The organism is Salmonella sp. SSDFZ69 (assembly GCF_004010755.1).
Taxonomy (GTDB): domain Bacteria; phylum Pseudomonadota; class Gammaproteobacteria; order Enterobacterales; family Enterobacteriaceae; genus Salmonella; species Salmonella enterica.
Map to the genome: position 1 here is coordinate 2,642,613 of NZ_CP034831.1, position 26,030 is coordinate 2,668,642.

28 protein-coding genes, 1 tRNA gene and 3 pseudogenes are annotated in these 26,030 nt (G+C 45.8%); 19 read left to right on the forward strand and 13 right to left on the reverse strand.

Annotation, left to right across the window (positions count from 1 at the left end):
• Together EOS98_RS13220 and EOS98_RS13225 are read left to right on the forward strand one after the other, a co-directional pair.
• Complete coding sequence (locus EOS98_RS13220) at nt 1-315, forward strand: TRL-like family protein (protein WP_024156230.1); 315 nt, start codon at nt 1-3, stop codon at nt 313-315.
• Nucleotides 316-463: 148 nt separating this feature from the next.
• The gene (locus EOS98_RS13225) at nt 464-994 is read left to right on the forward strand and encodes a cytochrome b (protein WP_000929974.1); all 531 of its coding nucleotides are present in this window, start codon (nt 464-466) and stop codon (nt 992-994) included.
• A gap of 82 nt (nt 995-1,076) precedes the next feature.
• Here EOS98_RS13225 and EOS98_RS13230 read toward each other — a convergent pair whose 3' ends face one another.
• The 3 genes from EOS98_RS13230 to EOS98_RS13245 all read right to left on the reverse strand — a co-directional run bounded on the left by EOS98_RS13230 (nt 1,077) and on the right by EOS98_RS13245 (nt 3,351).
• Nucleotides 1,077-2,120 carry a sialidase family protein gene (locus tag EOS98_RS13230; protein ID WP_000761752.1) on the reverse strand — a complete coding sequence of 348 codons (1,044 nt, stop codon included), beginning with the start codon at nt 2,118-2,120 and terminating at the stop codon, nt 1,077-1,079.
• A 338-nt stretch (nt 2,121-2,458) separates the two neighbouring features.
• Nucleotides 2,459-2,926 carry an Hsp20 family protein gene (locus tag EOS98_RS13240; protein WP_164550772.1) on the reverse strand — a complete coding sequence of 156 codons (468 nt, stop codon included), beginning with the start codon at nt 2,924-2,926 and terminating at the stop codon, nt 2,459-2,461.
• 200 nt (nt 2,927-3,126) lie between these two features.
• The gene (locus EOS98_RS13245) at nt 3,127-3,351 is read right to left on the reverse strand and encodes a hypothetical protein (protein ID WP_077677844.1); all 225 of its coding nucleotides are present in this window, start codon (nt 3,349-3,351) and stop codon (nt 3,127-3,129) included.
• A gap of 701 nt (nt 3,352-4,052) precedes the next feature.
• Here EOS98_RS13245 and EOS98_RS13255 point away from each other — a divergent pair.
• Complete coding sequence (locus tag EOS98_RS13255; RefSeq protein WP_000977725.1) at nt 4,053-4,397, forward strand: c-type lysozyme inhibitor; 345 nt, start codon at nt 4,053-4,055, stop codon at nt 4,395-4,397.
• Between the two features lie 754 nt (nt 4,398-5,151).
• Here EOS98_RS13255 and EOS98_RS13265 read toward each other — a convergent pair.
• Nucleotides 5,152-5,228: transfer RNA gene (locus EOS98_RS13265), tRNA-Arg, on the reverse strand.
• Between the two features lie 405 nt (nt 5,229-5,633).
• A complete protein-coding gene (gene pagC / locus EOS98_RS13270; RefSeq protein WP_000789472.1) occupies nt 5,634-6,191 on the reverse strand; it encodes a virulence membrane protein PagC in 558 nt (185 codons plus the stop codon).
• Nucleotides 6,192-6,994: 803 nt separating this feature from the next.
• On the opposite strand from pagC, the gene pagD reads away from it, so the two are divergent.
• From pagD to msgA, 4 genes are all read left to right on the forward strand, one after another.
• Nucleotides 6,995-7,258, forward strand: a complete 264-nt coding sequence (gene pagD, locus EOS98_RS13285) for a virulence protein PagD (RefSeq protein ID WP_024134152.1) — start codon at nt 6,995-6,997, stop codon at nt 7,256-7,258.
• A 131-nt stretch (nt 7,259-7,389) separates the two neighbouring features.
• Complete coding sequence (gene cspF / locus EOS98_RS13290; RefSeq protein ID WP_001537306.1) at nt 7,390-7,602, forward strand: cold shock-like protein CspF; 213 nt, start codon at nt 7,390-7,392, stop codon at nt 7,600-7,602.
• Nucleotides 7,603-8,017: 415 nt separating this feature from the next.
• The gene (locus EOS98_RS13295) at nt 8,018-8,539 is read left to right on the forward strand and encodes an RICIN domain-containing protein (RefSeq protein ID WP_011233071.1); all 522 of its coding nucleotides are present in this window, start codon (nt 8,018-8,020) and stop codon (nt 8,537-8,539) included.
• A 180-nt stretch (nt 8,540-8,719) separates the two neighbouring features.
• Nucleotides 8,720-8,959 (forward strand): virulence protein MsgA, encoded by a 240-nt coding sequence (gene msgA, locus EOS98_RS13300; RefSeq protein WP_000497451.1) that lies wholly within the window; start codon nt 8,720-8,722, stop codon nt 8,957-8,959.
• Between the two features lie 144 nt (nt 8,960-9,103).
• On the opposite strand, the pseudogene EOS98_RS25125 reads toward msgA, so the two are convergent.
• Together EOS98_RS25125 and EOS98_RS24615 are read right to left on the reverse strand one after the other, a co-directional pair.
• Nucleotides 9,104-9,202, reverse strand: a pseudogene (locus tag EOS98_RS25125) (hypothetical protein); the annotation flags it as partial.
• Nucleotides 9,177-9,341 carry a hypothetical protein gene (locus tag EOS98_RS24615; protein ID WP_164550761.1) on the reverse strand — a complete coding sequence of 55 codons (165 nt, stop codon included), beginning with the start codon at nt 9,339-9,341 and terminating at the stop codon, nt 9,177-9,179. The gene EOS98_RS24615 and the pseudogene EOS98_RS25125, both read right to left, overlap by 26 nt.
• A gap of 497 nt (nt 9,342-9,838) precedes the next feature.
• Here EOS98_RS24615 and cdtB point away from each other — a divergent pair, with 497 nt between their 5' ends.
• Together cdtB and EOS98_RS13310 are read left to right on the forward strand one after the other, a co-directional pair.
• On the forward strand, nt 9,839-10,648 hold the full coding sequence (gene cdtB / locus EOS98_RS13305) for a cytolethal distending toxin S-CDT (RefSeq protein ID WP_024797574.1): 810 nt from the start codon (nt 9,839-9,841) through the stop codon (nt 10,646-10,648).
• Nucleotides 10,649-10,720: 72 nt separating this feature from the next.
• Entirely contained in the window at nt 10,721-11,098 is a 378-nt protein-coding gene (locus EOS98_RS13310) for a DUF1353 domain-containing protein (RefSeq protein WP_001277616.1), read from the forward strand.
• 147 nt (nt 11,099-11,245) lie between these two features.
• Here EOS98_RS13310 and EOS98_RS13315 read toward each other — a convergent pair.
• The 3 genes and pseudogenes from EOS98_RS13315 to pltB form a co-directional block, all read right to left on the reverse strand.
• Nucleotides 11,246-11,787: pseudogene (locus tag EOS98_RS13315) on the reverse strand (glycoside hydrolase family 108 protein).
• A 191-nt stretch (nt 11,788-11,978) separates the two neighbouring features.
• Complete coding sequence (gene pltA / locus EOS98_RS13320; RefSeq protein ID WP_011233073.1) at nt 11,979-12,707, reverse strand: typhoid-like toxin S-CDT ADP-ribosylating subunit PltA; 729 nt, start codon at nt 12,705-12,707, stop codon at nt 11,979-11,981.
• Nucleotides 12,708-12,723: 16 nt separating this feature from the next.
• Nucleotides 12,724-13,137, reverse strand: coding sequence for a typhoid-like toxin S-CDT binding subunit PltB (gene pltB, locus EOS98_RS13325; RefSeq protein WP_011233074.1), 414 nt, complete (start codon nt 13,135-13,137; stop codon nt 12,724-12,726).
• Nucleotides 13,138-13,746: 609 nt separating this feature from the next.
• Here pltB and EOS98_RS24885 point away from each other — a divergent pair.
• Nucleotides 13,747-13,893: pseudogene (locus EOS98_RS24885) on the forward strand (hypothetical protein); the annotation flags it as partial.
• A gap of 191 nt (nt 13,894-14,084) precedes the next feature.
• Here EOS98_RS24885 and sopF read toward each other — a convergent pair.
• The 3 genes from sopF to icd form a co-directional block, all read right to left on the reverse strand.
• Nucleotides 14,085-15,209 (reverse strand): type III secretion system effector SopF, encoded by a 1,125-nt coding sequence (gene sopF / locus EOS98_RS13335; protein ID WP_061383022.1) that lies wholly within the window; start codon nt 15,207-15,209, stop codon nt 14,085-14,087.
• Between the two features lie 515 nt (nt 15,210-15,724).
• The gene (gene tnpA / locus EOS98_RS13350) at nt 15,725-16,183 is read right to left on the reverse strand and encodes an IS200/IS605-like element IS200F family transposase (RefSeq protein ID WP_000502119.1); all 459 of its coding nucleotides are present in this window, start codon (nt 16,181-16,183) and stop codon (nt 15,725-15,727) included.
• A 195-nt stretch (nt 16,184-16,378) separates the two neighbouring features.
• Nucleotides 16,379-17,629, reverse strand: coding sequence for an NADP-dependent isocitrate dehydrogenase (gene icd / locus EOS98_RS13360; protein WP_000444508.1), 1,251 nt, complete (start codon nt 17,627-17,629; stop codon nt 16,379-16,381).
• Nucleotides 17,630-17,800: 171 nt separating this feature from the next.
• Here icd and rluE point away from each other — a divergent pair, with 171 nt between their 5' ends.
• The 9 genes from rluE (at nt 17,801) to roxA (ending at nt 25,991) form a co-directional block, all read left to right on the forward strand.
• A complete protein-coding gene (gene rluE / locus EOS98_RS13365) occupies nt 17,801-18,466 on the forward strand; it encodes a 23S rRNA pseudouridine(2457) synthase RluE (protein ID WP_001249412.1) in 666 nt (221 codons plus the stop codon).
• Nucleotides 18,463-18,792: a lysozyme inhibitor LprI family protein gene (locus tag EOS98_RS13370; protein WP_000825956.1), complete on the forward strand. Its 330-nt coding sequence runs from the start codon at nt 18,463-18,465 to the stop codon at nt 18,790-18,792. The genes rluE and EOS98_RS13370 overlap by 4 nt, the downstream gene beginning before the upstream one ends.
• An 11-nt stretch (nt 18,793-18,803) precedes the next feature.
• The gene (locus EOS98_RS13375) at nt 18,804-19,265 is read left to right on the forward strand and encodes an NUDIX hydrolase (RefSeq protein ID WP_000476070.1); all 462 of its coding nucleotides are present in this window, start codon (nt 18,804-18,806) and stop codon (nt 19,263-19,265) included.
• Between the two features lie 53 nt (nt 19,266-19,318).
• A complete protein-coding gene (gene mnmA, locus EOS98_RS13380; protein ID WP_042949869.1) occupies nt 19,319-20,425 on the forward strand; it encodes a tRNA 2-thiouridine(34) synthase MnmA in 1,107 nt (368 codons plus the stop codon).
• A gap of 87 nt (nt 20,426-20,512) precedes the next feature.
• On the forward strand, nt 20,513-21,154 hold the full coding sequence (hflD, locus tag EOS98_RS13385) for a high frequency lysogenization protein HflD (RefSeq protein WP_001519653.1): 642 nt from the start codon (nt 20,513-20,515) through the stop codon (nt 21,152-21,154).
• A gap of 3 nt (nt 21,155-21,157) precedes the next feature.
• The gene (purB, locus tag EOS98_RS13390) at nt 21,158-22,528 is read left to right on the forward strand and encodes an adenylosuccinate lyase (protein ID WP_000423763.1); all 1,371 of its coding nucleotides are present in this window, start codon (nt 21,158-21,160) and stop codon (nt 22,526-22,528) included.
• Nucleotides 22,529-22,654: 126 nt separating this feature from the next.
• Entirely contained in the window at nt 22,655-23,326 is a 672-nt protein-coding gene (gene phoP / locus EOS98_RS13395) for a two-component system response regulator PhoP (protein WP_001537766.1), read from the forward strand.
• On the forward strand, nt 23,326-24,789 hold the full coding sequence (gene phoQ, locus EOS98_RS13400; RefSeq protein ID WP_001031687.1) for a two-component system sensor histidine kinase PhoQ: 1,464 nt from the start codon (nt 23,326-23,328) through the stop codon (nt 24,787-24,789). The genes phoP and phoQ overlap by 1 nt, the downstream gene beginning before the upstream one ends.
• A gap of 80 nt (nt 24,790-24,869) precedes the next feature.
• Nucleotides 24,870-25,991 carry a [50S ribosomal protein L16]-arginine 3-hydroxylase gene (gene roxA / locus EOS98_RS13405; RefSeq protein ID WP_000456514.1) on the forward strand — a complete coding sequence of 374 codons (1,122 nt, stop codon included), beginning with the start codon at nt 24,870-24,872 and terminating at the stop codon, nt 25,989-25,991.
• Nucleotides 25,992-26,030 lie beyond the last annotated feature (39 nt).

Below are 26,030 nucleotides of genomic sequence, written 5' to 3' on the forward strand. Positions count from 1 at the left end.
ATGACAAATAAAAAACACATTTTTTCAATTATCTTTATTGGTTCTCTTTTAACGGGGTGTGCTACAGGACCATCACCGACAGGGATTGGCTTATATACGGATGTTAAAGGGCCAATTACTGCCACGAGTCTCCCGGCAACCAAAACCGGTAAAACGTGTGCGCAAACGGTATTGGGTATTGTAAATACCGGCGACGCATCTATTGATTCAGCGAAAAAAGCGGGCGATATTTCTTTAGTGTCGAGTGTTGATTATGAAACTACAGGCTCATATCCGTTTTATGGTAAAACCTGTGTTGTCGTAAGAGGACAATAACAACAGTAAGCCGGCGATGCCGCCGGCTTTTTATCCCATTTTACGTGCCGCTATCTCTGTCTGTTCCTTGCGACTCAGCCCCCGCTTTAAGGTTCTGTTAAGATTTTACGCATACCCTACAAGCAGTTGTTAATAAAGGATAATAATAATGGCACATTTCTCAAGACTGCAAATAACGCTTCACTGGTTAACACTGCTCCTGACAGGCATCGCATATGCGGCTATTGAGTTACGGGGGTGGGCGCCAAAAGGCTCCAGCGTTTACCTGTTTATGAAAGACATGCACTATGACATGGGCGTTCTGGTCTGGGCGCTGATGTTTTTACGGTTATATCTTAAACACAAATACCCGGATCCGGTCATTACGCCTCCCCCTCCTCACTGGCAGCACGTAGCCGCTAAATTAATGCATATCGCGCTTTATCTCACTTTTCTCGCCTTACCGCTGCTGGGCGTCGCGATGATGGCGTCAGGCGGGAAAAGCTGGAGCTTTTTTGGTTTTACTGTACCGGTATTTTTGACGCCAGATAGCACCCTAAAATCGGATATAAAGCGTATTCATGAAATGCTGGCCAATATCGGCTATTTCCTGATTGCCATGCATGCAGCAGCGGCGTTGTTTCACCATTACATACAAAAAGATGATACATTTTCAAGGATGTTACCCGGTAAATCATGACTATTTCGGCCATCCCGGCGTGAGAGAGCACGCCGGGCAAGGCATTATTATTCCAGCGCTATCGGTTTCGACTGATAGCGCCTTATACCGTTTGTAATCGACAATATACGATATTTTTCCGGTTCCACGTGTAGGTGATATGTACGACGCCGCCCTCGCTAATAATAGCGGGATAAGAATACTCACCGTGGTCACTTTCCAGGTCCAGTAGCGGTAGCCATGATTCGCCATTATCCTGGGAAGCAATCAGTGAAAGCGGATAGCGCTTTCCCCAGTTGCCGTTGACCGGATTTAACGCAAGAATCAGCGTACCGTCCTGCATACTAACCAGATCGATACCACTATTATTATTCGGTAAAGATGTCGCGCGGGCAACAGACCAGGTAGCGCCATAGTCGATTGAATCACTGCGAAAAATTGCCCCGCGTGTGCTTCGTAACAACATATGGATATGCCCCGGAGAAGACTCCCACAGCGTAGGCTGAATAACGCCATCCCAGCGCAGGAGGTTTTCCAGACAACATTCCCACAACATCCCCTTTTTTACACCATCCCACAACGCTACGTTTGTCCCGGAAATAGCGTTATCAGGCTCCAGCGGAACAAAAGAGATATTCCAGTGTTTTCCTTCGTCAGAGGATCGATCCACAAATGCCCTCCACCGTTCAGGACTTTCAATCGACCCTGGCGCAATCCAGGCGCCATTTGATGCCAGCAGGAGTTTATTTTTTACGGGACCGCGCGGCAAAATATCATCGTTAACCAACGGAGCTGGCGTACTCCAGGTAAATCCTCGATCGCTGGAGGTGATAAACCAGGTTTTCCACACGTGTACGTCGCTGCCTACTTTATAAAATAACCACAATTTATCCGACGGGTAAAATAACACCGGATTCCAGTGCGCTTCCCCCTCGCGTGCCGCCACTCGCTGCGGTGTTGTCCAGATATTATGTTCATAGCGAGATAGCCAGATGGCTGTATCTTCGCTTCCTTCGCGCAACCCCGCGAACCATGCGGCCACGAGCGTACCGCACGGTAAGCGAACAAGCGTAGAGGCATGGCACTGGAAGGACTCGGTTCTGCTTTCCGGTAAAATGACCTGCCGATTGACGAGCGCTAATTTCATACCTGCCTCTATTAAATAAGGTAAAAAGCATCAGCTTTTTTATGTATGAAAGTAGTGTTAGCAGAAATAGCATCAACGCGGTGAAAACGATGAACTGCTATACGAATTTATGTTCAGATATCGCGCCCATAACAGGCAGAATGTCGAGAGTGGACAAAAATTGGACTGACCTCGCGGATAATTCCAACTTACCGCCGTCCAATGGCGACGAGGTCAGTGGCACGGGATAATATAGAGGTCAGGGCTATAATATTTAGCGATCTGTGCCTACAAGCATGACGGGATACTTTTCGCTACAGGCAATGAAGGCCCGTCTAAACGGGCCTCTATTAACGCGATTATGATTTGTGTTCAATCGCCTTTGGTTTGCTTTCTATGGCAATTTTTTTCGGTTTCTCGCTTTCAGGGATCTCCTGGTAAATCTCGACCAACAAGAGGCCCTGTTCCAGTTTCGCATTATTCACCTTAGCATGTTCAGGCAAAGAAAAACTCAACTGGAAATCCGCCTTACGAATACCACGATAAATCCAGTGCGTCTGATCCTCTACCGTCTCTTCAGTGTGTTTACCCGTAATATTCAGGTTGCCGCCAACCGTTTCAATTTCAAGCTCTTCCTCTTTCCAGCCAGGAGCGCTCACGGTAAGCAGATAGTTATTCGCATCGCGCTTTTGCAGATCGTAAGCTGGCGTCGCAGCGACTGGCGTATCTCCTGTTAATTGACTGAAAAGTCTATCAATACGGTTGAAACGGTCAGAGAAAAGAGAATCAGCAAACACGGGAAGTGCTGACAAGGTTCTGAGTGCCATCATTAACCTCCTGAATCACTATTCAAAAGTTCAACATCAAGGCAAGCATTGCTTGTCCACTGACTACATAGGGACGGAAAAAACATTTTCAAGTCTATAAAAGCCTTTTTTTAGTCACGAATTTAAGTAGTTAACGAAAAGTCTCATCCCGTTCATTGCCATTTCCGCTGTCCCTTCATCTTTACAATTTTTCTTCACCATCACAATTGATAATGATTATCAATTGCATTAGTGTATACAGGTTGGTTATGGCAGTGACCAACGCCCTTCTCCATTATCAAACCCAGCGCCGCCTTCGGGCGGCCTTTTGGGAGGAAATATGGTCGCCAAAAATAAAATTCACGGTCGTCGTATTCGTCAGTCTCTGCAACAGTTACATCATCGTTGTCTTTTTCAGCAACTGGCGGTAAGCCCACCAGGAGCAAAATATGTTTCAGTCACCGCTGAAACAAAAAACTGGCTTATTCATCTTGTGACTTCAGAGGGTCGCTAGCACGCGGTAGTGACTGTCCATGTTGTCGCTAAAATTTTAATGAAATGACATTTATACACCTACAATTTGCGCCCGGCTACTCCGGGCGCCATACCTGAAGATATGACACCCGTTGCCAACTCACAGGAATTTTAGCTATCGTCTCCGACGTAGAAAAATTCGATATCTTTATTAAACCATTTATCAATGTTGTGCCACATCAGACAACCGGTCAGAAAACTTGCGATCAATATCCCTCCTATAAGCCACTTTTTCACATATACTCCTGAATAACCCCTGTTGATGCCATTATCTGATCGATAATAAAAAGACCATCATTTGAAGAAATAGTTTCACTGACAGATACCGTATGAAACGAGACAGTGAACAGTACCGTTTTCTTCGGTTTTTATGCCATAGTATTGAGCAGTGGTGACAATCATTTTCTATCGCGCCATAATGATTTGCAGCCTATAGTTTATGATTTTAAGATTTGTCTACTCATCACATATGTCAGTGATGGATAAATTATAATACGCTTTTCTGGCGCACTTTTCGTCAGTAACAGGAATACTACAGCATTCATCGTATTGATGCCGCTTTATCTCCCGTTCTTCAGGGAATTAACGACAATTTTATGCACAAAGGATACTAATGATGAAACGTAAATTGATCCCATTTACCCTCTTTCTCGCTGCGCTTAGCGCCAGTACCACCTCTATAGCAGCTTCGCAGGAGATTTCTAAATCTATATACACCTGTAATGATAACCAGGTTATGGAGGTGATTTACGTCAACACCGAGGCTGGAAACGCCTATGCGATTATCAGTCAGGTAAACGAGATGATCCCGATGCGGTTAATGAAAATGGCCTCCGGAGCAAATTACGAAGCCATAGACAAAAATTATACTTATAAACTTTATACCAAAGGCAAAACGGCTGAACTGGTGGAAGGTGATGATAAACCTGTTCTCAGTAACTGTTCCTTAGCTAACTAACCTTAAGAAATGCCTGAAGGCTCATCAGGCATTTCCACTTCAACCTTCCTGTAACGTAACGTTAAAGAATATGTGAATCACTACCATAGTATAATGGCTAATTAGTAACCACCTTTGAACATGGTTAATCCTATTTTTAAAGAAAAGTTCGAACTGTCTGAATTGTCGTTGTTGAGCGTTTAAATGTTTTGCTTTATTAAGTGACCCAGGTAGAATTCGCAGCGGCTGGTAACCATTCATATTCGCACTATTGAACGATCACCGGCCAACCGCGCCAGGGTCTTGCATACGCTCTGGCGCGGTTAAATCCCCAGGCCATAAACGAAATCACTGGTCTCTGCTATTTCTCGTATCTTTCACGTTAACCTGCATTATGCTTGCCCACCTGATGTAAAAAGACACCGCTCTGACTCATAGGGTGTGAATTTCATTTTATAAAAAATTGCGGTGCCGGGTGCCTCCCGGTGAACCATACCACAGTCAATATGGTTCGCGAGGAACATTAACTATTTGACTGGACGCCCCGCCGCAAAGGGGGATTCACCGCATAAGAAAAATCTACAACTCACAAGTAATAAAAGACAATAACATTTTTGTGCATTTTTTATAAATGACTATCTTGTCACGTAATAAATGAAATTATTCTGTAACAGGGTTGCGAGACAATACTTATTCAAAACTGAAGTGGTTAGTGGGAGTCGAACCCACATCATCAGCCTGACACTGAGGTAATAACATTATACGATAACCACATTGGACCGCCACCGAGGCCTCGAACCTCGCACCATCAACTTAGGAGGTTGATGCTCTATCCAGCTGAGCTAGTGGCGGCTGGGGACTTCTGCCAGGCGCAAAAAAGGTGCTCTCCTGGATAAAATACATACCTTGCTACTTTTCAGTAGTCGTTCAGCGGCAGGTACAATATGCGAAGGCGGTCACAAAATCTTGATGACATTGTGATTAATTCCAGGAAAATTTTTCAGAGTGAATCTTGTGAGATCTGGCGTTATTTACACCAGATTTTCCTTCCTGCTTATCACCTACCTGAACAACCTTGATTGCTTACCACAATCCTTTATCTGTGCTTATGCTGGTGAGATGTTATGTACAGCGTCACTATGACGAAGAGAGTATGACGAAGAGAGAAAAAACAGGCAGGTACGTGTCACTGGTAAAGAAGCCCTGTTTTATTGACTGGCGGTGCGGAAGGCGAACCTTCCGCATAGCTTATGCTTTTCAGAAACGGTATCCAACCCCGACGTTGAAGCCGTTTATTTTTGTAGAGGAGATGTTGCTTCCTTCATACCCAACATCGACGACAATATTCTCCAGCGGATTCATCTGTACACCCGCGCCCCAGGCAAATCCCGTTTTCCTTGAGGAAATTTTGTTAGAAAAAGAATCGCCATCCTGAGTGGAATGTTCTTTAAACGTCGCCTTTACCGTGCCGACACCTGCCAGCGCGTATAACGAAAAATTGTCAGACAATCGATAGGCTGGCCCAACCATAAAAGAGCCGTACTTCACCTCAAACTTGTCATGGTAATGAATACCTTCAGGCTCAATAGACCCGGAAGCCTGGCTGTCTCCATATAAGTAACTTAGCGAGGAAATAAAACTTACCGGAGAGTCATCCTCATAACGGTATTTCACATTTACCCCTCGGATATTTTTGAAATCCTGAACTTTACTTTGTGCATACCCCACGGAAAAGGCGTTAGTATCGGCCTGTGCAACATTTACAACCAAAACGCTTGTAGTAATAACTAAAGTGGATAAAATAATATTTTTCATAACAACTCCTTAATACTACTTATTATTTACGGTGTGTTTAAACACCTGCAGTACCGATCCGGCATTCAGTTATCGCCACTATGCCGAATCGACAAAACCACGAATAATTCACCGCTATCGCTCCTGATGCGTTTACTTCCTGAAAGATATTTTTACTACCAAAGCGCTCTATCGCTCATTAAGGTAACCGGTTCTACAATGTCATCTAACTTTTATAGATTTGAATGCTAATTTTTCTCACGCATATATATTTAACAGAAACCATAAAGTGTTTAGCCACTATAGAACAACAAGTTCACCATACAACTCTTTGATATTTAAAGAAAAAACATCACAACTACATTAAGAAACCTGACGCCGAACGGCTAAAACATGTCATTAAGCAAACTCGCCATATAACCAGAACATATCGCATTGTGCTTCACAGTCCTCACGTGACGCTCCAGCCGCAATACCGTATATGCCATCGCAGCGCTGTAATCATATTCACGATGATGCTTAGCACGATTTATTCCCGCTCCGATTTAATCTTTTAATATGTCTATCAGTTACAACATTTCTTGTTATAAGAATAGAATCAACACCACAATTCCAACATAAATATCACCTGTGTTGAGAGAGAATTTACATTCCAGAAAAATAATAACGGACGCAAATATTGAACGCGCGATAAAAAAGTCTATTTCGCTATAAAATCCATTATTATTAAGAGTGGTTAACTCTTCGTTGAATAAAAAATGCCAATGACGTTCCATAATTCATTAGATGAACTTCACAAGTCATTACATATAACAGGAGGTGCTATGAAACATCATGCTTTTATGCTTTGGTCATTACTTATTTTTTCATTCCATGTTTTGGCCAGTTCAGGCCATTGTTCTGATTTACAACAGGCATCATGGGATATTTTTATCTACGATTTTGGTAGTAAAACCCCGCAACCACCTACAAATACTGATAAAAAGCAAGCCAGGCAGATTAGTTCACCATCCTGCCCGACGACAAAACCCATGATGTCCGCACCACCCAACGACGCCAGGAAAGGGAATACTTTCTCCAGAACATAATGTTATTTATCTACAATGGTGCCGAACGACCACTTTTAGCCATCCGGAAATCTTGATTGTCATCAAATATAGCTGGCATTATTTTTCCTGACGTGTATAGTGCGCCTCGTTATCCCCATTAAGGAATTTGTTTGTCTCGTAAAATGACAGGAATTGTCAAAACCTTTGATTGTAAGAGCGGTAAAGGTCTCATCACCCCCTCCGATGGACGCAAAGATGTTCAGGTCCACATTTCAGCATGTCGCCAACACGAAACAGAAGCGCTTATCCCCGGTATACGCGTTGAGTTTTGTCGTATTAATGGCCTCCGCGGACCTACCGCCGCCAACGTTTATCTTTCATAATTCGTCACTCGGCATTTTTTCAGAAAAATTTAGCGAGCCCGTATACCTCCGCAGTCTGCTATGAGGCTTTGCCTGAAAGGCTGCAGAATGTTTTCAGTGGCGAAAATCTAAAAGATTTATTTTGCTAATGACTCCTGTGACCTCTTTTATCATATATCGTGTGTCCCCCCCTTCTCACTTTGTTTAACGTGAAGAAATGTACAGCCGTTTTTCACTGTGATAGCATCTAATATTGCAAAAGTATTTAACGCTATATACCCATCGTCACAGGAGTGGCTGGCTGCGCGCATTTAACCGAAGTATTTATGTGATTCTATCGGAATTATCTCTATTGTCGCTCAATGCTACGTCATATTCAGTGGGTATAAATCGCCAATATAGTTGTAACGCTATTTATTTTTAGGGTAATAATTGAATGACTTTGCTTTCAGGAAAAACCACACTGGTTCTCTGCCTCTCCTCTATTTTATGTGGATGTACGACGAACGGCTTACCCGCACCTTATAGTATTAATTTGTCGTTCCCGGTCATTACACAAAACCAAATTAATTCCGGTGGTTATTACATAAATGACGCGGAACAAATTCGGACAACTGATGGTCTGTGCCTTGATACAGGTTCAGATCAACAGAATCGTTTGACGCTGCGGGAGTGTAAGCATGTGCAATCTCAGCTTTTCTCATTTCACCGAGACAGAATCACGCAGGGTGAGAAATGTCTGGATGCCGCAGGACAAGGTACAAAAGAAGGCACACCAATCATTCTTTATTCATGCACGGGTAATGATAACCAGCGCTGGCTCACTGATGATAACAAAATTAAGGGGAAACAGAGCCGAAAATGCCTGGGCACAAATAGCATTATTGTCAGAAAAGGCGACCCTGTTGTGTTGGCCGATTGCGATTTTAGTCGCGCCCTGGAATTTACCATCAGGTAGCAGGACATCGCTGTGAAGAGAGGGCCGCTAACCTCATGACACAATAACAGGTTAGCGACCTTTACTTCCACGTGCGGTCACGTCCGCAACGTCAGGATGACAAAACGGCGGCTAAACCTTGACACCAGTTATATACCCAGCTTAAATACTGGTCATCCAACCAGTAAAAAGGAAATGGCGATGTTCGTCGAACTCGTTTATGACAAGCGAAATGTTGAAGGTTTGCCAGGCGCACGCGAAATCATCCTCAATGAACTCACAAAACGCGTACATCAACTTTTTCCCGATGCGCAAGTGAAAGTTAAGCCAATGCAGGCGAACGCATTAAACAGTGACTGTACAAAAACCGAGAAAGAACGACTGCACCGTATGCTGGAAGAGATGTTTGAAGAGGCTGATATGTGGCTGGTCGCCGAATAACGTCCCCTCCTGCGAAAGCGACATGTCCGATCGAAAACAGCGCCCTGAGGCGCTGTCTGTGACGATATAACGCAAACGCCACCACTCAGAACATGTAGCGGAAGTTGGCGTTTATCGCATGGTCAACATGCTATTTGCCAAATGCCGACTGCTCCAGCGCCAGTCCTTGCCACTGAACGTTTTGCCCAGTGCCACGCCTGTACGCCCTATCAACGAATTATACGTTTTGCTGCGCATCGACACTATTGGTCACGGTTTTACAGTAAAAACGGTACCTGTTCTCAGGTTCTTCCGGCATCAGTGCACCGTTATAATGGTGAGGTCTGACGCTATTGTCGTCGTTCAAGATGTATCCATTAATTTGTCCGGTTTTCTTGTTCATTAAGTCACCTGTTTTGTGTTGAGGTGAGAATATCACCTTTAATCAGGTGACCAAATTTACTGTGTCATTACAAGAATGAGAATAGATGAAATGTTACCTTCCACACAGGGATATAATAATCCTGGTAATGAAAAATTTATGTTTACTTATAAAGTACTAATGATATCGAATCTCTATTTCCGCATATAAATCAACCCAATACAGTTACAATGAGATAAGTGAATGTAGTTTTAAATTCAGTTAGTTGTTTATCTATAGTTGTCTCTTTGGTATTAACAATAATTAATTGATTGTACTGAATAAACTATCATTTTACCTCTGTAATAGACATCTATTTTAGTTTTATTGACGTTAGACTATGTATCTTACTATCTGCACAAGACATAGAACCAGAAACAAGTCAGGCATTGCCAGAATAAAATCAACGTCATGAAACACTGGGTTATGAACACATACATCATTCAGATAAAGAAGTAATAATCGGGAGAGTAGATATCATGAAAAAACCTGTTTTTTTCCTTCTGACCATGATCATCTGCAGCTATATTTCTTTTGCCTGCGCTAATATCAGTGACTACAAAGTTATGACCTGGAATCTTCAAGGCTCTTCAGCATCTACAGAAAGTAAATGGAATGTCAATGTCAGACAGCTTTTAAGTGGTACTGCCGGTGTGGATATTCTTATGGTACAGGAGGCCGGTGCTGTTCCCACCTCAGCGGTTCCTACCGGACGACATATTCAGCCTTTTGGAGTGGGTATTCCCATTGATGAATACACCTGGAATCTCGGAACCACCAGCCGTCAGGATATAAGATATATCTACCACTCGGCTATTGATGTTGGAGCACGCCGTGTTAATCTGGCAATAGTTTCCAGACAAAGAGCGGATAATGTTTATGTCTTGCGTCCGACAACTGTCGCATCTCGCCCCGTCATTGGCATCGGACTGGGTAATGATGTTTTTCTGACAGCGCACGCACTGGCTAGTGGAGGTCCGGATGCTGCAGCTATTGTCAGGGTTACCATTAATTTTTTTAGACAACCTCAGATGCGGCATTTATCCTGGTTTCTTGCCGGGGATTTTAATCGCAGCCCAGACAGACTTGAAAATGACCTGATGACTGAGCACCTGGAACGAGTTGTAACCGTACTCGCACCTACAGCACCCACGCAAATTGGCGGTGGTATTTTAGATTATGGGGTCATTGTCGATCGAGCACCTTATTCACAAAGGGTTGAAGCATTACGTAATCCACAACTCGCTTCTGATCATTATCCCGTAGCCTTTTTGGCACGAAGCTGTTAATGAGTAAATAGCGTTGACGACATGTACTTTGAGCGTAAGGTGCAGAATATATATTTATTATAAGGTAAAATTATGAGTTGTTTTACCAGTCCAGCAATTATGGAAATGTTAGGTCATTATAAATGGCGTGTTTATGAGCCATTCAGGTTTTATCTCAGTGAAGATAAAAATGATGTCATTGAAGTACCGGTAGGATTCGTTACCGACCTTGCCACTGTTCCGCGTATTTTCTGGTCATTATTGCCACCGGATGGTGAATATGCCAAAGCGGCAATCATTCATGACTACCTGTATCATTATCCATTACGTAACAGAAAAGAGTCCGATCTCATATTCCTGGATGGGATGAAAGTTCTGGGCGTGCCAAAATGGAAAAGGATAATAATGTATTTAGCCGTAAGAATATTTGGCTGGAAATACTATCATTCTCATACCATACAACATAATTAATTTCTCGTTTTTAACACACAAAGAACTATAGAAAAACCTGACGCCTTAATATAGTAATAATGAGACTTAGTGGCTTTCACCAGTTCTCTGTGTGAATATATCATTATATGCTATCATCACAAACCGCCATAGTGGTAAGTAAGGGAATTACAACCTTACTCGTTCCTTTATCCATCCATAAACAAATGACTCATTCGCCTGGCGCTTTTCAGCTAACTCCAGATAGCGTTGTCCCTGACTACAATTCAATGCCCGGATAAGTATCATTTCGCCCTCATCTCTCCGGTGAGAGAGAAAAAATGTTAGTGCCGAAAGCGTCCGTGGCCCAATCTGACCATCTGCTATCAAATCCGGATAAATTTTTTGCTGATCATTAAAAACATTAAGCCAACGCTGGAAGTACTTAATCGGGATTGAGGGTCCCATGTTCACACCAGTATCACAAAGCTCAGCTGCGATAGAATGAGAGATAATGGCAACCTGATCAAGTCGTGGACCATACCAATAATCTGCCTCAAGGATTTTTAATGCTTGATTACGGGTAAGATTCCGCATATCCCCCATATAGCCATTAGCCCGGGCCGTCGTCAGGGTTATACCCCAATGCGTTGGCCCCCCCTGTCGTCAGGGTGATCAACGTAACCGCCTTCTCTACTAAGGATAGCTGCAAAGATTTCATCTTTAGTCATAATGACTCCTTCTAATATTAATAAAATACGTACCTGAATGCTATGATTGATAATGCAATGAATCTGATAAAAAACTATTGAAGTATATAAACAATTTATATTTAAGTGGATAACCAACTTAATAAACAATATTAACCAGACCACTAATAAACGGTCTGTTTAATTTAATAGGCAACATAGGTAAGTTTCATTTATTTAGAAAGTATAAGTTCTATTACAGGTCTTGCATCATAAAAAGACATGTTGTATACGTCAGCTCTTTGCCCTCGATGTGATTGACATACGCTACCTATTGAAAAGCATGAACTTATTAATGGGCCGAATGCATCAATTCGTTGTTGGGTATACGTCTGCGGTTCCGGAAGAAAAGGTATCACGCCAGGATTAGACGTAGTGCTTAAACCTAAATAACTGGCATTCATTGTGCTTACACCATCCTTTACCAGACCTGTTGCGCTATCATAAACAAGCGCCACGGCCTTTTGAATATTCTCGGGTAAAATAGATAATGTGGAAACATACTCTCTTTGCAATCGCATCATCGTTTTTTCATAAGCATTAAAGTGACCACCTTGCGTTTCCAGATAGGTGATGGATGGGAGCAAGCTGTAGAAATTATTATCTGCACGAATCTGATATCTGTATAAATTACCTTTGAATGTTGAGCGAGAATAGTACGCTCTGGCTATAGCATATGTTTGATTAACACTTGAGGTTGTTGCAATATAGCGACTGTCACTACTTCCACCACTACATGACCTTCCACTGATAAATTGCTGAAAGTTACGGTTATACCCAAGTAGTGAAAACCCATCGCGAAAAATAACGTCCGGCGGGGTTGAGTCCACACGATACACAAAATCTACTGCATAGTTATTAAAGCTAACTATAGATAAGGTTAAGAATATTAACTTTTTCATTATTTCTTCTCCCCTCTTACTTGGGTCCAAAGCATTGTGTCGCACTGCACGATGATAGTCCCACAAGAGCATTTGCTGAAAAGGTATTTACAAAAAGCGGATAGGTCCAGATATTTTTTTGAACATGAATCCTTACGGATTGCCCTGTACTATAAAAATATCTTGCCTGGTCAAGAAGTTCTTTAAAGGAGGGTGCCCATATGCTTTGCTTTGATACCGCACATGCAACAACTGGTGTACCACTACCGTTAGCTTTAACCGTTTTTATGCAAAAATAAGGACTAGTATCTATCTGACCAACATGTAATTCACTGATAACTTCGTCTGAGTAATAGGCGTTCGTATTATCTCCTGTCCACTCAGCGCTGGCATTAAAAGAATAAATGAGAATTAATAATGTATAAACAGGCACAAACTTATTTATATACATACTACTCTCCTGTACCTTTAAAATAATTAACAAAGCACAAATTCATTATATCTCATCACATCACAATCCAGTCTATCATGGTTTACTTCAACACAATGTTACTCACAACAAACAATCAAATTACCTGTGAATAGTAATAATACATATATAAAAAATTTCATTACTGATAATAAGCCACACCTACTTTATCAGTTACAGAATTCACGCCACGGGAATAACACAGGCACTTCCGACTCATATTGATCGCCGTCGTCTGTCTACTGGTTTTCATTTTCAGTAAAGCAGGACATAACTCATTAATAACTTGATGATTATTTAACAAGCCCACCCTCTGTAAGAACGTTCTGGATAACTATCAGATGACTATTATAGGATCAAAGAGTGGGGAATAAATCATTATCATCCAACTGAATCATGGACGACATCTTATTAATTAGCAATCTTTTTCCGGTGTAGTGATCCTACCCGCGTAATCCGTCTGTACCCTCCAGATAAAGTGTCCGGCAATTTAGTCAGCCTATTGTTGATAACCGCCAGAAAAGTAATATGTTCAGAAAGATGATCTAATAAAGTTGTGAGTTGTAGGTCTCTGAGATCTAGTATAAAACAATGACATTTCAAATATTCCCACATCCAAGTTTGTTGCGCGAAAATTTACTTAAAGAAAAAATAATAAGCCTTAATATTTTTTGCAGTATTTCAACTTATAGCAGAATAAATGTGCGTAGATGGCGTAAAAACCTGATGAGCAGGAATATCGATAGCCAGCAGGCGCTTCTGCTGGTCCATATTCCTCCATTTTGCCAGGCCATACTGGAGCGCCACCAGGTATCTGCCAGATTGATCCTAAGCTAATAAATATAAACAGATAGCAGTTACTGCCTACCTTAAGAAGTATGTGCTCATGATCATTTAAAGCTCTTTTAAAGAGCCTGATAATAAGCTTGTCAATATAATATTATGCAGTCTCTATTAAGCGCCTGGTTTATTTGTTTTGCATAATCATATAGTTGACTTTCCGAGTAAGAGTTTTCTTGCAAAGACAAATAAACGTGCTTTATATCTCTGAATAAACATACATCACCATGAATATGAGCCTCTATATAATTCCCTTCATAGCCTGTACCATAATTAGAATGAGCTAAAAATTTTTCGCCCTTAGCCATTTTAACCAAACTCTTAAAGCAATTATAACCAAAAAAATCATTTTGACAGGATGCAATCAGGTTCTCCATATGGCAAAATGTAGATAATTTACTAGTATCCAGGCCAAATCTGTGGCCGTAGATATCAAAAGGTGAGAATGTACAATTTGTTTTTACATTATCATTTAATTCAAAAAATGATTTCCCATAGGCGCTGGCACCTCCATTTTCACCGTTCAGAAAGTCCAGTGCAGCATAAATTGGTCTGCTTGTAGGGCTAAAAGTTTTACTGTTGGGAGTATATGCAACGGAAAAACCGCCTGTCTGACCATATGGGGCATAAGGTGAATCTGCAAGCTTCTCCAGTTCAAATGCTTTAGTTTCAACTGAATCACGCCCGACATTATAAGCAGGTAAATCTCCCGGTCTGCAACCTAATGCATAAGAGTTCAGATATTCTTTATTTTTTAAGAGAGAGACAAAGTCAATTTTTGCTGCATTAAAATTTATTGTCAGCCGGGCATTTTGTAAAATATCCACCATCTTATTTAGTAAGAGAGCGCAATCTATTTCGGCACCACACTCACGACTTATCCGCCTGAGCGCTTTTTCTCTTATTATGTCAGCGTCGCGCTGACACCTGGAATGAATATGCGCAAGTACTTGTTTTCCAAAAAGGCGACCATACACCTTTTTACGCTCTTCATTGCTGAGACCGCAAAACACTTCGTCAAAAGAAAGCCTGTACGCTGCGCTTACAGAACCTCTCGCCGCTCTGCTTTCTGGAAATGGCGGAACATCTTCAACAAAATTTTTAATTTGCTGAATGTCTGAAGACAGAGGAGTACGTCCGACATTTTTTTCCTTATCTGTTTCCAGATATTCCGGAACCTTCACACTTCCACTGTAGAAGATAAGTTTGAGCATATGTCTCCTGAATTTTTATGACTAATATAGCATTCACTTTCGCTGACGTATTCTTTACCAGGCTGATATTTCAACACATCTTAACAGCCTTATAGAAGTGCAAATAAAGACACTAATAATTTCATAAAATGCTTAATCTACCCACTATTGCAGGCAATAAATCATCACCTTTTATTGAAATAATCCCCTGATAATAACAATAAATCTGGTAAGGCACTTTCAAAAAATAGCCAAACCACACATCATAAAGAAAACCACCACAATCAAAATCGGTAACTATCAGCTTTCAGGGGGTCTCAGGTTATCATGACGATCGGCGTAAAGGATGGATTACTATTGCGGTCAGAATTGAGGGAGTTTTGATAAATTTTTTTGATAAAATTTTGATAACCGTTCGAATGCTAATAATAAATATCCTCCGGCATAGCCGGAGGTTTTTCAGATGCGCCTGTAAGGCTCTCTTACCAGCCGCGCCCTAACAGGCGCATACGATCTGACATTTGCATCAAACTTCGTTACTTACGGCCCGTAAACGGGCTGCCCGGATAAGGGATCGATAATTGCTCACCCATTTTATCCTCTTCAAGCTGGTGCTTTATGTAGTCCTGTATCTTCGCCGTGTTCTTACCCACCGTATCGACATAGTACCCTCTGCACCAGAACTCCCTGTTCCTGTATTTGAATTTTAGATCCCCAAACTGCTCGTAAAGCATCAGACTACTTTTACCCTTCAGATATCCCATGAAGCTCGACACACTCATCTTCGGCGGGATCTCCAGAAGCATGTGAATATGATCTGCACAACATTCTGCTTCCAGAATTCGTACGTTTTTCCATTCACACAATTTTCTTAATATGCTGCCTACTGCCCTACGCTTCTCTCCATAGAACGCTTGTCTTCGGTATTTGGGCGCGAAAACTATGTGATATTTACAGTTCCATCGGGTGTGCGCTAAGCTCTTTTCGTCCCCCATTGGGACCCCCTTTTGATTTCTTGTTGAACTTTTGCAGTTGCCAGACCGCAAGATGTTTTAACAAATCAAAAGGGGTTTTAATAACTGGCTTAAAGCTGAAAGCTTTCCGGAACCCCCAGCCTAGCTGGGGGTTTTCCATAGACAATAAAAACGGGGACGTTAAGTCCCCGTTTTTGTTTTTAACAATTATCGTTATTACATATTTGCGATAATCGCGTCGCCAAACTCACTACATTTCAGCAGTTTAGCGCCTTCCATCAGGCGTTCAAAGTCATAGGTCACGGTCTTCGCGGCAATCGCGCCTTCCATACCTTTAACAATCAGATCCGCCGCTTCGAACCACTGCATGTGGCGCAGCATCATCTCCGCAGACAGAATAATGGAGCCTGGGTTGACTTTATCCTGGCCCGCATATTTCGGCGCAGTCCCGTGAGTCGCTTCAAACAACGCGCATTCGTCGCCGATATTCGCACCCGGTGCAATACCGATACCGCCAACCTGAGCCGCCAGGGCATCGGAAATATAGTCACCGTTCAGGTTCATACAGGCGATAACGTCGTATTCCGCCGGACGCAACAGGATCTGTTGCAGGAACGCATCGGCGATAACGTCTTTAACCACGATCTCTTTACCCGTGTTCGGGTTCTTAATTTTCAGCCACGGACCGCCGTCAATAAGCTCACCGCCGAACTCGTCGCGCGCCAACTGGTAGCCCCAGTCTTTAAACGCGCCTTCGGTGAACTTCATGATATTGCCTTTATGTACCAGCGTAACGGAATCGCGATCGTTGGTAATAGCGTATTCAATCGCCGCGCGAACCAGACGTTTAGTGCCTTCTTCAGAACACGGTTTGATACCGATACCGCAGTGCTCCGGGAAGCGAATTTTCTTCACGCCCATCTCTTCGCGCAGGAACTTGATCACTTTCTCAGCGTCTGCAGAGTCAGCTTTCCATTCAATTCCGGCGTAGATGTCTTCAGAGTTTTCACGGAAGATGACCATATCGGTCAGCTCCGGATGTTTCACCGGACTTGGCGTGCCCTGATAGTAACGAACGGGACGCAGACAAACGTACAGGTCAAGCTCCTGACGCAGGGCAACGTTCAGAGAGCGGATACCGCCGCCAACCGGCGTGGTCAACGGACCTTTAATCGCTACGCGGTAATCACGAATTAAATCAAGGGTTTCAGCGGGAAGCCAGACATCCTGGCCGTAAACCTGTGTGGATTTTTCTCCGGTGTAAATTTCCATCCAGGAAATTTTACGCTCGCCTTTATAGGCTTTCTCGACGGCGGCATCGACCACTTTAAGCATGGCTGGAGTGACATCAACACCGATACCATCGCCTTCAATAAACGGGATAATCGGATTCTCAGGAACGTTGAGTTTGCCGTTTTGCAGGGTGATCTTCTTACCTTCCACCGGAACAACTACTTTGCTTTCCATTCACCTCTCCTTCGAGCGCTTCTGGTTTGCTCGTCTGTCATCGCGCTGCATGTGCAATGGCGTCCTGCTGCACGACTGCGTTAGAGCAATTTTTTGTTAATGTTTTGTAATGAGCATGTCAATACTACCCTATTGTTTGCCGCCATGAAAGACACTCATTATTGCGCTATAATGCGGCAATTAATAAGTTCTGAAAACACCATGCAAAAAACTTCTTTTAGAAATCACTACGTTAAGCGATTCAGCTCACGACAAGCATCTAAATCACGGAAAGAAAACCAGCCAAAACGCGTGGTTTTGTTCAATAAACCTTACGATGTGTTGCCGCAGTTCACGGATGAAGCAGGTCGCCGCACGTTAAAAGATTTTATTCCTGTGCAAGGCGTTTATGCCGCAGGCCGCCTGGACCGCGACAGCGAAGGGCTTTTGGTGCTGACTAATGACGGCGCGCTGCAGGCGCGCCTCACGCAACCGGGCAAACGCACCGGCAAGATTTACTATGTTCAGGTAGAAGGTATCCCGGATAATGCAGCGCTACAGGCGCTTCGTACTGGCGTCACGCTCAACGATGGCCCTACCCTGCCCGCCGGTATTGAGATTGTCGCGGAGCCTGACTGGCTGTGGCCGCGCACCCCGCCGATTCGCGAACGGAAGAATATTCCCACCAGTTGGCTAAAAGTCACCTTATATGAAGGCCGCAACCGCCAGGTAAGACGCATGACAGCGCATGTCGGTCATCCCACTCTACGATTAATTCGTTACAGCATGGGCGACTACACGCTCAACGGCCTCGATAATGGACAGTGGCGCGAGATCGCACAGGAGAAAGACAGATGAAACGGCTTCTCATTGCTTTTGCTTTATTAACACCGTTATCCGTTAATGCGGCCAGCTTCGACTGCCAGAAAGCGCAGGCTGCGGATGAAAAGGCTATCTGCGCGCACCTGACGCTGAATGATAAAGACGTGGAAATGCACACCAAATATCAGTTTCTGAAAGGGTTGTTCGCGATGGGCAGTCGCGGCGCCCTGCAGGACGCCCAGCAGAGCTGGCTTAAACAGCGTCAGCAGTGCAAGGCCGACGTCACCTGCCTGACAAAAGCTTATAACGAGCGTCTGAAACAGCTTGACGCGATCTATGACCACATTGATAAACCGCTTTAATAAGGATGCCTATGTTCAAGCCGCACGTGACCGTTGCCTGCATCGTACATGCCGAAGATAAATTTCTGGTGGTGGAAGAGACCATCAACGGTAAATCGTTATGGAATCAACCTGCCGGACACCTGGAGGCAGATGAAACGCTGGCGCAGGCCGCCGCGCGTGAACTGTGGGAAGAGACTGGCATCACGGCGCAACCACAGTATTTTATCCGTATGCATCAGTGGATTGCGCCGGATAAGACCCCGTTCCTGCGCTTTTTATTCGCTATCAAGCTTGATCATATTTGCGCGACCGAACCCCATGACAATGACATCGATTGCTGCCGTTGGGTGAGCGCCGACGAGATTCTGAACGCGCCGAATTTACGTTCTCCGCTGGTGGCTGAAAGCATTCGCAGTTATCAAACGGGACAACGTTACCCCTTATCTATAGTGGGCGAATTTAACTGGCCGTTTACAGAGGGTGTCAAGTAAAGGGCTGCGTGGTAGAATACGCCGCCTTGAAGTTCAATGTCGCGAGTATTCCAATGTCAGAAAGCCCAAAAAAAGTGATCGTCGGCATGTCCGGCGGTGTCGATTCCTCCGTTTCCGCCTGGCTGTTGCAACAACAGGGTTATCAGGTAGAAGGCCTGTTCATGAAGAACTGGGAAGAGGACGATGGTGAGGAATACTGTACCGCAGCAGCCGATCTGGCTGACGCGCAGGCCGTGTGCGATAAGCTTGGCATTGAACTGCATACCGTTAATTTTGCCGCAGAATATTGGGATAACGTCTTTGAACTGTTCCTTGAAGAGTACAAAGCAGGCCGTACGCCGAACCCGGATATTCTGTGCAATAAAGAGATCAAATTTAAAGCCTTCCTTGAATTTGCCGCAGAAGATTTAGGCGCCGACTATATCGCCACCGGTCACTACGTTCGCCGCGCGGATGTAAACGGCAAAAGCCGGTTGTTGCGCGGGCTCGACGGCAACAAAGATCAGAGCTACTTCCTCTACACACTTGGCCATGAGCAGATTGCGCAAAGTCTGTTCCCGGTTGGCGAGCTGGAAAAACCGCAGGTGCGTAAAATCGCCGAAGATCTGGGGCTGGTAACCGCAAAGAAAAAAGATTCTACCGGTATCTGCTTTATCGGCGAGCGCAAATTCCGCGACTTTTTAGGGCGCTATCTGCCTGCGCAGCCGGGGAAAATCATTACCGTTGACGGCGATGAAATCGGCGAGCATCAGGGTCTGATGTATCATACGCTCGGTCAGCGTAAAGGGCTGGGAATCGGCGGCACCAAAGACGGTAGCGAAGACCCCTGGTATGTGGTGGATAAAGACGTTGAAAACAATGTGTTAATTGTCGCCCAGGGGCATGAGCACCCACGCCTGATGTCGGTAGGCCTCATCGCCCAGCAGCTACATTGGGTCGATCGCGAACCGTTCACCGGCACCCTGCGCTGTACGGTAAAAACCCGCTACCGCCAGACCGATATTCCGTGCACGATTAACGCGCGGGATGACGATCGTATCGAGGTCATTTTTGACGAGCCGGTTGCCGCCGTTACGCCGGGCCAGTCCGCTGTCTTTTACAGCGGCGAAGTCTGCCTGGGCGGCGGCATTATCGAGCAGCGACTGCCGCTGACGGTCTGATTATTCAATACACAACACCATTCAAGTCGCCTCAAAGCGGCTTATAAAGATGAAGTGTATTTTATTTGATACAAGGAAGCAGTGATTGTGGCAAAGAATTATTATGACATCACCCTCGCGCTGTCTGGCATTTGCCAGTCGGCACGCCTGGTGCAACAACTGGCGCACCAGGGGCACTGTGATGCCGACGCGTTGCACGTTTCACTCAACAGTGTCATTGATATGAATCCCAGTTCTACTCTGGGCGTGTTCGGCGGCAGCGAAGCCAACCTGCGTCTTGGTCTGGAAACACTGCTCGGCGTGCTGAATGCCAGCAGCCGACAAGGACTTAACGCCGAACTGACGCGTTATACGCTTAGCCTGATGGTGCTGGAGCGCAAGCTGTCATCCGCCAAAGGCGCATTGAATACGTTAGGCGATCGCATTAACGGCCTGCAGCGCCAGCTTGATCATTTTGATTTACAGTCAGACACGTTAATGAGCGCCATGGCGGGCATCTACGTGGATGTGATTAGCCCATTGGGCCCGCGCATTCAGGTGACGGGCTCCCCGGCCGTTCTGCAAAGTCCGCAGGTGCAGGCCAAAGTCCGCGCCTCGCTACTGGCAGGCATCCGTGCAGCCGTGCTCTGGCATCAGGTAGGCGGTGGTCGCCTACAACTTATGTTTTCTCGTCATCGCCTGACGACTCAGGCAAAACAAATTCTTGCTCATTTAACCCCGGAGTTATGATCTATGGAATTATCCTCACTGACCGCCGTTTCCCCTGTCGATGGACGCTACGGCGATAAAGTCAGCGCGCTGCGCGGAATTTTTAGCGAATACGGTTTGCTGAAATTTCGTGTACAAGTCGAAGTACGTTGGCTGCAGAAATTAGCCGCGCACGCAGCGATCAAGGAAGTTCCTGCTTTTGCTGCCGACGCAAACGGTTACCTGGATACGCTTGTGGCAAACTTCAATGAAGAAGATGCCGCGCGCATTAAAACCATTGAGCGCACCACGAATCACGATGTGAAAGCGGTTGAGTATTTTCTGAAAGAAAAAGTCGCCGCGATCCCGGCGCTACATGACGTTTCCGAATTTATCCACTTTGCCTGCACTTCTGAGGACATTAACAACCTGTCGCACGCGTTAATGCTCAAAACCGCGCGCGATGAAGTGATCCTGCCTTACTGGCGTCAGGTGATTAACGCGGTTAAAGATCTCGCCACGCAGTATCGCGATATTCCTCTGCTCTCCCGTACCCACGGTCAACCTGCCACCCCGTCTACGCTGGGCAAAGAAATGGCTAACGTGGCTTACCGTATGGAGCGTCAGTTCCGCCAGCTCAACCAGGTGGAGATCCTCGGTAAAATTAACGGCGCCGTAGGCAACTATAACGCGCATATCGCCGCCTATCCGGAAGTTGACTGGCATCAGTTCAGCGAAGAGTTCGTCACCTCGCTGGGCATCCAGTGGAACCCTTACACCACCCAGATTGAACCGCATGATTATATTGCGGAACTGTTTGACTGTATCGCGCGCTTTAACACCATCCTGATCGATTTCGATCGCGATGTCTGGGGCTATATTGCGTTGAACCATTTCAAACAGAAAACCATCGCCGGGGAGATCGGTTCTTCTACTATGCCGCATAAAGTTAACCCCATTGACTTTGAAAACTCAGAAGGCAACCTCGGTCTGTCTAATGCAGTGTTGCACCATCTGGCAAACAAACTGCCGGTTTCCCGCTGGCAGCGCGATCTGACCGACTCAACCGTTCTGCGTAACCTGGGTGTCGGCATCGGCTATGCGCTTATCGCTTATCAGTCCACCCTGAAGGGCGTCAGCAAGCTGGAAGTAAACCGCGATCATCTGCTTGACGAACTGGATCACAACTGGGAAGTATTAGCCGAGCCGATCCAGACCGTCATGCGCCGCTATGGTATTGAAAAACCATATGAAAAACTGAAAGAGTTGACCCGTGGCAAGCGTGTTGATGCCGAAGGAATGAAACAGTTTATTGATAGTCTGGCCCTGCCGGAAGCAGAAAAAACGCGCCTTAAAGCCATGACGCCGGCAAATTATATCGGTCGCGCTGTGACTCTGGTCGACGAACTTAAATAATGTCTGCCTCACCCTCTTTTCTTCAGAAAGAGGGTGACTATTTGTCTGGTTTATTAACTGTTTATCCCCAAAGCACCATAATCAACGCTAGACTGTTCTTATTGTTAACACAAGGGAGAAGAGATGATGCGCGTACTGGTTGTAGAGGATAATGCATTATTACGCCACCACCTGAAGGTTCAGCTCCAGGATTCAGGTCACCAGGTCGATGCCGCAGAAGATGCCAGGGAAGCTGATTACTACCTTAATGAACACCTTCCGGATATCGCTATTGTCGATTTAGGTCTGCCGGATGAAGACGGCCTTTCCTTGATACGCCGCTGGCGCAGCAGTGATGTTTCACTGCCGGTTCTGGTGTTAACCGCGCGCGAAGGCTGGCAGGATAAAGTCGAGGTTCTCAGCTCCGGGGCCGATGACTACGTAACGAAGCCATTCCACATCGAAGAGGTAATGGCTCGTATGCAGGCGTTAATGCGCCGTAATAGCGGTCTGGCCTCCCAGGTGATCAACATCCCGCCTTTCCAGGTGGATCTCTCACGTCGGGAATTATCCGTCAATGAAGAGGTCATCAAACTCACGGCGTTCGAATACACCATTATGGAAACGCTTATCCGTAACAACGGTAAAGTGGTCAGCAAGGATTCGCTGATGCTTCAACTGTATCCGGATGCGGAACTGCGGGAAAGTCATACCATTGATGTTCTCATGGGGCGTCTGCGGAAAAAAATACAGGCCCAGTATCCGCACGATGTCATTACCACCGTACGCGGACAAGGATATCTTTTTGAATTGCGCTAATGAATAAATTTGCTCGCCATTTTCTGCCGCTGTCGCTGCGGGTTCGTTTTTTGCTGGCGACAGCCGGCGTCGTGCTGGTGCTTTCTTTGGCATATGGCATAGTGGCGCTGGTCGGCTATAGCGTAAGTTTTGATAAAACCACCTTTCGTTTGCTGCGCGGCGAAAGCAACCTGTTTTATACCCTCGCCAAATGGGAAAATAATAAAATCAGCGTTGAGCTGCCTGAAAATCTGGACATGCAAAGCCCGACCATGACCCTGATTTACGATGAAACGGGCAAATTATTATGGACGCAGCGCAACATTCCCTGGCTGATTAAAAGCATTCAACCGGAATGGTTAAAAACGAACGGCTTCCATGAAATTGAAACCAACGTAGACGCCACCAGCACGCTGTTGAGCGAAGACCATTCCGCGCAGGAAAAACTCAAAGAAGTACGTGAAGATGACGATGATGCGGAGATGACCCACTCGGTAGCGGTAAATATTTATCCTGCCACGGCGCGGATGCCGCAGTTAACCATCGTGGTGGTCGATACCATTCCGATAGAGCTAAAACGCTCATATATGGTGTGGAGCTGGTTCGTATACGTGCTGGCCGCCAATTTACTGTTAGTCATTCCTTTACTATGGATCGCCGCCTGGTGGAGCTTACGCCCTATCGAGGCGCTGGCGCGGGAAGTCCGCGAGCTTGAAGATCATCACCGCGAAATGCTCAATCCGGAGACGACGCGTGAGCTGACCAGCCTTGTGCGCAACCTTAATCAACTGCTCAAAAGCGAGCGTGAACGTTATAACAAATACCGCACGACCCTGACCGACCTGACGCACAGTTTAAAAACGCCGCTCGCGGTTTTGCAGAGTACGTTACGCTCTTTACGCAACGAAAAGATGAGCGTCAGCAAAGCTGAACCGGTGATGCTGGAACAGATCAGCCGGATTTCCCAGCAGATCGGCTATTATCTGCATCGCGCCAGTATGCGCGGTAGCGGCGTATTGTTAAGCCGCGAACTGCATCCCGTCGCGCCGTTGTTAGATAACCTGATCTCCGCGCTCAATAAAGTTTATCAGCGTAAAGGGGTGAATATCAGTATGGATATTTCACCAGAGATCAGTTTTGTCGGCGAGCAAAACGACTTTGTCGAAGTAATGGGCAACGTACTGGACAACGCTTGTAAATATTGCCTGGAGTTTGTCGAGATTTCGGCTCGCCAGACCGACGATCATTTGCATATTTTCGTCGAAGATGACGGCCCAGGCATTCCCCACAGCAAACGTTCCCTGGTGTTTGATCGCGGTCAGCGCGCCGATACCCTGCGACCAGGACAAGGCGTGGGGCTGGCTGTCGCGCGCGAGATTACGGAACAATACGCCGGGCAGATCATTGCCAGCGACAGTCTGCTCGGCGGCGCCCGTATGGAGGTCGTTTTTGGCCGACAGCATCCCACACAGAAAGAGGAATAAACATTTCTGCGCGTTCTTCCACGCATCTCGTTAAGCATCCGTTATAATCGGTGTCAGATACCAGCCTGCGGATACTTAACATGGAATACCAATTAACTCTTAACTGGCCCGACTTTCTTGAACGCCACTGGCAAAAACGCCCGGTGGTCTTAAAACGTGGGTTTAGCAACTTTATCGATCCGCTCTCGCCGGATGAGCTGGCGGGGCTGGCGATGGAAAGCGAAATCGACAGCCGTCTCGTTAGCCATCAGGATGGCAAATGGCAGGTCAGCCATGGCCCTTTCGAAAGCTACGATCATCTGGGTGAGAGCAACTGGTCGCTGCTGGTACAGGCGGTAAACCACTGGCACGAACCCACCGCCGCCTTGATGCGCCCGTTCCGCGCTCTGCCGGACTGGCGTATCGACGATCTGATGATCTCCTTTTCCGTTCCCGGCGGCGGCGTTGGCCCGCATCTGGATCAGTATGATGTGTTTATTATCCAGGGAACCGGTCGCCGTCGCTGGCGCGTGGGCGAAAAGCTGCAAATGCGTCAGCACTGCCCGCATCCCGACCTGTTACAAGTCGATCCGTTCGAGGCCATTATTGATGAAGAGCTGGAGCCGGGCGACATTCTGTATATTCCGCCAGGATTCCCGCATGAAGGCTATGCGCTGGAAAACGCCATGAACTATTCGGTCGGTTTTCGCGCGCCCAATAGCCGTGAGCTGATCAGCGGTTTTGCCGACTACGTCCTGCAACGGGAGTTGGGCAATACATACTACAGCGATCCGGATATGCCGTCCCGCAAGCATCCGGCGGATATCCTGCCGCAGGAGATGGATAAACTGCGTAATATGATGCTCGATTTGATCAATCAACCCGCGCATTTCCAACAGTGGCTTGGCGAGTTTCTCTCTCAGTCACGCCACGAACTGGATATTGCGCCGCCGGAGCCGCCGTATCAGCCTGATGAAATTTACGATGCCTTAAAGCAAGGCGAGGTATTAGTACGTCTCGGCGGGCTTCGCGTATTGCGTATCGGCGATGAGGTCTATGCGAATGGCGAAAAAATAGACTCTCCGCATCGCCCCGCTCTGGAGGCGCTCGCCAGTCATATTGCACTGACCGCTGAAAACTTCGGCGATGCGCTGGAAGACCCGTCCTTCCTCGCGATGCTGGCGGCGCTGGTGAATAGCGGGTACTGGTTCTTCGAAGGATAAGAACATCGCAATGCCCGGCGACCGCCGGGCTGACGCAAA